The organism is Serratia sp. (in: enterobacteria) (assembly GCF_046715635.1).
GTDB lineage: Bacteria > Pseudomonadota > Gammaproteobacteria > Enterobacterales > Enterobacteriaceae > Chania.
The window spans coordinates 1-3,576 of sequence record NZ_JBKJYW010000267.1 but is presented as its reverse complement, the minus strand read 5'-3'; the positions used below and the strand labels follow the sequence as shown (position 1 = coordinate 3,576).

The following is a 3,576-nucleotide window of genomic DNA, read 5'->3' as shown; positions in this document are numbered from 1 at the left end:
CTTTTTCATCGTTAACTTTGGCTTGTGCCGTCAACTGCTCCTGCAACTTGGCGCTAGCCTGTTGCAACTGCTTCACCTGTTCGGCTTTCTGCTCGCTATCTTTGGTTTGGGCAGCCAGCTGTTCTTGCAGCTTCGCCATCGCCTGTTGGGTCTTCTGCTCGTTCTCTTTGCTGCGCGCCGCCAGTTGATCTTGCAGCTGTGTGACCTGCAGAGCCTTCTGTTCACGCTCTTTGGTTTGAACAGCCAACTGTTCTTCCAGCTTCGCCAGCGTCTGCTGGTTTTGCTGCAACTGGGCAGCCAACTGCGCTTTTTCATCGTTGACTTTAGCTTGTGCCGTCAACTGCTCCTGCAACTTGGCGCTCACCAGTTGCAGCTGCTTCACCTGTTCGGTTTTCTGCTCGCTGTCTTTGGTCTGGGCAGCCAACTGTTCTTGCAGCTTCGCCATCGCCTGCTGGGTCTTTTGTTCGTTCTCTTTGCTGCGCGCCGCCAGTTGCTCTTGCAGCTGTGTGACCTGCAGAGCCTTCTGTTCACGCTCTTTGGTTTGAGCAGCCAACTGTTCTTGCAGTTTCGCCAGCGTCTGCTGGTTTTGCTGCAGTTGCGCAGCCAACTGCGCTTTTTCGTCGTTAGTTTTAGCATACGCAGTCAGTTGCTCTTGCAGCTTGGCACTAGCCTGCTGCAACTGCTTCACCTGTTCGGTTTTCTGCTCACTGTCTTTGGTCTGTGCGGCCAGTTGTTCTTGCAGCTTCACCATTGCCTGCTGGGTCTTTTGCGACAATTCTTTGTTGCGAGTCGTCAGTTGATCTTGCAACTGCTTAACCAACTGAGCTTTGTATTCACTGTCTTTGGTCTGGGTGGCTAACTGTTCCTGCAGCTTTGCCAACGCCTGCTGATTCTGCTGCAGTTGCTGGACCTGTTGTGATTTTTCATCGTTAGTTTTGGTCTGTACCGCCAACTGCTCCTGCAACTTGGCGCTGGCCTGTTGCAGTTGCTTCACCTGTTCGGCTTTCTGCTCGCTGTCTTTGATTTGGGCGGTTAGCTGTTCTTGCAGCTTCGCCATCGCCAACTGGGCCTTGTTGTCATGCTCTTTGTTACGCGCCGCCAGTTGCTCTTGCAGCTGTGTTACCTGCAAGGCTTTTTGCTCACTGTCTGTGGCCTGGACAGCCAACTGTTCTTGCAGCTTCGCCAACGCCTGCTGGTTTTGCTGCAGTTGCTTGGCCTGCTGGGCCTTTTCATCGTTAGTTTTAGCATAGGTAGCCAACTGTTCTTGCAACTGGGTACCAGCCTGTTGCAACTGCTTCACCTGCTCGGCTTTCTGCTCGCTGTCTTTGGTTTGGGCAGCCAGTTGCTCCTGCAGCTTCGCCATCGCCTGCTGGGACTTCTGTTCATTCTCTTTGCTACGCGCTGACAGTTGATCCTGCAGTTGGGCCATGGCCTGCTGATTTTGCTGTAACGTTTGCTGCAGTTGCTTGATCTGTTGTGCTTTTTGTTCGTTATCTTTGGTTTGCGCTGCCAACTGCTGCTGCAATTGCGAACTGGTACGCTGATCCTGCTGTTGCAGCTTCATTTGCTGCATCTGCCGATCGCTTTCCTTGGCCTGTGCGGCAAGCTGCTGTTGCAACCGCGCATTTTCCCGCTGGCTTTGCTCAATAGCCTGTTGCAGGCGCACCAACTCTGCGGAAGAGCCCGCTGACTGAGATTGCGCTTTACGCAACTGCTCAAGTGCCGCCTCCTGGCTGGTGACTTTGGCCTTCAGCTGATTGATGGTTGCCTGCAGCGTCTTCATCTCACGAATGCGCTCAGCGCCTTTCTCAGCCAGTGCGTTAGGCTTACTGCTGGCAGGTTTACTACTCTTGGGTTTTGCAGGTTCTGCTGTATCCAGTTGTGAAGGCGTCAGAAACAGTAGTGCCGGAGCCTCATCCACCTGGCGCGTGATCGCTTCCAGTGAATTCAACGCATGAGCATCAGGAGTAACCGCCTCTTCAGCCCTTACTACTCCTAGCGGCAACGCCAACGTCAACAAGGCACCGCAATATATCCTGCGTTTCATTTCACGCTTTCCCCTCTCTGGATCAGGCCTTGCAGGACGTCACGTTCGATCTCGGCACATAACTGATTGGTCTTATATTTGTACAATGCATCAAGGGTGTCTTTGGTTGTCGAATTGACATCACCGCGTACTGCGCTATAAACCGAGGCATTGTTCACCAGGCGGTTAAAGTTGGCCTGCTTGACCGCATAAGCCTTCGGATTTACCTGCTTGAGTGAGGCCAACTCGCTTTGGCAAAGGCCAATCTTGTTGGTTTTGGTTTCTACGGCTGCCTGAGGTGGTGGCGGGGACACACTGATCTGCTGAGGGGGAGCTTGTACGGTGGCCGCTTGCGAGTCTTCTTGCGAGCTCGTCTGTGCGGTTTTCTGGCATCCTGCCAGCAACAAACCACTGCACAGGATTACGCCTAAACAAAGGTTCTTTTGGGTGCTTATCATCGAAAATTCCTTTAAAAAAATTCCGTTACCGATATGTCAACTCAAACAAGATCGGGTATATCCTGAATAAATAATATGTGTACTTTTCAGCAATGATATAGGGGAGGCACTTCAGTAGCAAACATTCACTAGAACTATACTATGGCCGATCATTGCCCCTACTCTTGCAACATCCGCCATGGTCTATTGACTTAACGAATACTTAACCTGGTTTCATCGGTGTCCAAGCAAGCGCAACAATGCGCCTACAACCTGCCAGCGATTTAGCATGCCACGACGATTATGAAGTGCAAAATAATACTGGTATTTTTTATATCCAGCAACTCTGCGAGCGTGCTTGAACGCCGAGTTGCGGGGGAAAAATGGCCCTTACCGCCAGGAAGAACAAAGGCACTCCCCCGCATGCAAGAGCATCCATTCTGGTTTTTTCGCTAAAAAAACCACAAAATAAAAAAATAAAATACAGTTAAAACAGTTATATAGACAGAAATCTAACGATATCCGCCGTTCTCAGTGAGACCCCCATTTTTCCGCATGAAAATGGCCATTACCTATGATTAAAAATAGATATTTATATTATTAAAAACGCATTTTTTGGAGATTTACTCCATACGTGCCTGGATAGTTTTCTATAGCGACGCGTGGTTTCAAGATTTATCTGAGATCATCTAATTACTGTGTAAAAAATAAAGGGCGTGGTGATAATGCTTACACGGATTTTTCTGCCAATTATTAGGAATAGACCCCTATAATTGCAGGAAAGTTCCTAGAATACAGCCCTGTTATCTCATCTTTTAATTAAGAATTTTCTCGCATTTACCCTTTAAAATATCGTCCCCCCGCAAAATTCAGGATTAACTCGCAAAGTGCGCTCGGCCCGTAATGATAGCGGCCTACCAACCAGTGACAAAGTTTAACCTGCTGGAAAATAAGTCAATTTGCTCATTAGCTCGACAAACAGAACATTTGTGCATTTTCATGCTTTACAAGCCCCATCGGCACCGCTATTATTCGCCCCGTTCACACGATTCCTCTGTAGTTCAGTCGGTAGAACGGCGGACTGTTAATCCGTATGTCACTGGTTCGAGTCCA

At 49.4% G+C, this 3,576-nt stretch carries 2 protein-coding genes; both read right to left on the bottom strand.

The genetic code is table 11. The features are described from left to right. The coding region (locus tag ACLQ7H_RS13195) for a hypothetical protein (protein WP_411753065.1) at positions 1-2,047 on the bottom strand (2,047 nt) is incomplete at its 3' end. Further along, a complete protein-coding gene (locus tag ACLQ7H_RS13190; protein WP_411753064.1) occupies positions 2,044-2,484 on the bottom strand; it encodes a hypothetical protein in 441 nt (146 codons plus the stop codon). The genes ACLQ7H_RS13195 and ACLQ7H_RS13190, both read right to left, overlap by 4 nt. Between the last annotated feature and the right edge of the window lie 1,092 nt (positions 2,485-3,576).

What these genes read in the sequence shown, in the direction of transcription:
- ACLQ7H_RS13190 (WP_411753064.1), bottom strand. Translation starts at nt 2,484, where the DNA reads ATGATAAGCACCCAAAAGAACCTTTGTTTAGGCGTAATCCTGTGCAGT.